The organism is Streptomyces sp. SID8352, assembly GCF_009862265.1.
Taxonomy (GTDB): domain Bacteria; phylum Actinomycetota; class Actinomycetes; order Streptomycetales; family Streptomycetaceae; genus Streptomyces.
In genome coordinates this window covers 1-2,859 of record NZ_WWGX01000105.1, presented here as the reverse complement: position 1 = coordinate 2,859, position 2,859 = coordinate 1, and the positions used below count along the sequence as shown (strand labels likewise).

The following is a 2,859-nucleotide window of genomic DNA, read 5'->3' as shown; positions in this document are numbered from 1 at the left end:
CGTCCGCTTCGCCGACGCCGTCGACTTCCTGGCCCTCGAAGGGGTGCGGACCTTCCTGGAGATCGGCCCCGGCGGCGTCCTGACCGCCCTGGCCCAGGAGCTCGTGGGGGAGCGGACCGTCACCGTTCCGGTCCTGCGGGCCGACCGTGGCGAGGACCTGGCAGTCACCACCGCTCTGGCCCACCTCCACGTCCGCGGCACCCCCGTCGACTGGGAGGCCTTCTTCGCCGGGCGCGGCGCCCGCCGCGTCGACCTGCCCACCTACCCCTTCCAGCGCGAGACCTACTGGCTGCGCGTCCCGGCCGCCGCCGACCCCACCGCCATCGGCGTCACCGACACCGAACATCCCCTCCTGGGCGCCACCGTCGTGCTCCCGGACGGCTCCGCCGTGCTCACCGGCCGGCTCTCCCTCGCCACCCACCCCTGGATCGCCGACCACACCGTCTCCGGAACCGTCCTCGTCCCCGGTACCGCCTTCGTCGAACTGGCCCTGCGGGCCGGGCAGGAAGCGGACTGCGCCCACGTGGAGGACCTCACCCTGGAGGCCCCGCTCGTCCTGCCCGAACACGGCGGCGTCCAACTCCGCCTCACCATCGGCGCCCCCGGCCCCGAGGGCCGCCGCACCCTGGAGCTCCACTCCCGCCCCGAGGACCCCGCGACTTCCGCCGACTGGACGCGACACGCGGGCGGCACCCTGACCCCCGAGCCGCCCGCGGCCCGGCCCCCGGCCGCACCCGAGCTCGCGGCCTGGCCCCCGCGCGGCGCCGAACCCGTCGCCACCGACCACCTCTACGAGCTCCTCGACGACCTGGGCTTCGGCTACGGCCCGGGCTTCCGCGGTCTCACGGAGGCCTGGCGGCTCGGCGACTCCCTGTACGCGGCGGCGGCCCTGCCCGCACCCACCGCACCCGACGCGGGCGCCTTCGGGCTGCACCCGGCCCTCCTCGACGCCGCCCTCCACGCCTCCTGGCTCGGCCTGCTGTCCGGCACCGCCACCGGCCAGGGCCTGCTCCCCTTCTCCTGGAGCGGAGTCACCCTGCACGCCGCCGGCGCCCCCGCCGTACGCGTCCGGCTGACCCCGGCCGGCCCGGACACCGTCTCCGTCCTGGTCACCGACACGGCGGGGCAGACCCTCGCCTCCGTCGACGCCCTCGTCCTGCGCCCGGTCTCCGCCGACCGGCTGCGCGCGGCGGCGGCCCCCCGCACCGACACGCTCCTCCGCCTCGACTGGACCCCCGTCCAGGCGCCCGCCGACACCCCCGAACCCGACTGCGTGGTGGCCCTCGCCGCCCCGGACCCCGACGCGGCCCCGCAGAACGCGGCCGAAGCCGTACGGGCCACCACCCACCGGATGCTCGCCGTGATCCAGCGGTGGCTCGCCGAGGAACGCCCCGACCGGACCCCGCTCGTCGTCGTCACCCGCCACGCGGTCGCGACCACCCCCGCCGAGCGGGGCGCGCTGGACCCGGCCCAGGCCGCCGTCTGGGGCATGCTCCGCACCGCCCAGTCGGAGAACCCCGGCCGCTTCGTCCTCCTCGACCTGGAGCCGGGCCTCGACCCGGCCGCCGGACCCGGCCGGGAAGCCCTGCGGGCCGCCCTGGCCACCGGCGAACCCCAGCTCGCCGCGCGCGGCGACGCCGTCCTGCTGCCGCGCCTGACCCCCCACACCGGACGCCCGGCCGACGCGGCCCCCCAGGGCCAGGTCTTCCCCGCCGAAGGCACCGTCCTGGTCACCGGAGCCACCGGCACCCTCGGCCGGCTCGTCGCCCGCCACCTCGTCACCGAGCACGGCGTCCGCCACCTCCTGCTCACCGGCCGCCGGGGCCCCGCCGCCGAAGGCGCCGCCGAGTTCGAGGCCGAACTCACCGCCCTCGGCGCCGAGGTCACCATCACCGCCTGCGACACCGCCGACCGCGCCGCCCTCGCCGAGGTACTGGCCGCCGTCCCCGCCGAGCACCCGCTCACCGCCGTCGTCCACGCGGCCGGGGTGACGGCGGACGGCTCCCTCGCCGCTCTCGACCCGTCGCACTTCGACGCCGCGCTGCGCCCGAAGGCCGACGCCGCCCTGCACCTGCACGAGCTCACCAGCGCCATGGACCTGTCCGCGTTCGTGCTGTTCTCGTCCGTCTCCGCCACCCTCGGCGGCGCCGGCCAGGCCAACTACGCCGCCGCGAACGCCTTCCTCGATGCCCTCGCCCAGCAGCGCCACGCGGCCGGCCTGGCCGCCGTGTCCCTGGCCTGGGGCCTGTGGGCCGACGGCAGCGGCATGACCGGCAAGCTGGACTCCACCGACCTCGCGCGGATCCGCCGCATGGGCCTCCTCGCCATGGACGCCGCCACCGGACTCGCCCTGTTCGACGCCGGCTGCGCGGCCGGAGCAGACGTCCTCTTCCCGGCGCCGCTGGACCACGCGGGACTGCGCGTCCAGGCGGCCGAGGGCAAGGTCCCCGCCCTGCTGCGCGGGCTGGTCAAGGCCCCCGTCCGCGCGGCCCACAGCGGCCCCGGCGCCTCCTCCGCAGCACCCGCCGAGCGTGCCTCCGCCCTGGCCGCCACCCTGCACGGGCTCCCCGCGGCCGAGCAGGACCGCGCCCTGGGCGACCTCGTACGCGCCCAGGTCGCCACCGTCCTCGGCCATGCCTCGCCCGACCAGGTCGAGCCCGAACGCCCCTTCAAGGAGCTCGGCTTCGACTCGCTGACCGCCGTCGAACTGCGGAACCGGCTGAGTCAGGCCACCGGGCTGCGGCTGCCCGCCACCCTGGTCTTCGACCACCCCACCCCCCTGGCCCTCACCCGCTACCTGCGCACCGAGCTCCTCGGTGCCGACTCCGACGCGTCGGATGCCGTGATGGCGGCGGGGGT

The 2,859-nt window shown here is 77.4% G+C and carries 1 protein-coding gene; it reads left to right on the top strand.

The genetic code is table 11. The annotated features are described in order from the left end of the window. On the top strand, positions 1 to 2,859 hold a 2,859-nt coding region (locus tag GTY84_RS31430), incomplete at both ends, for a type I polyketide synthase (protein ID WP_161229832.1).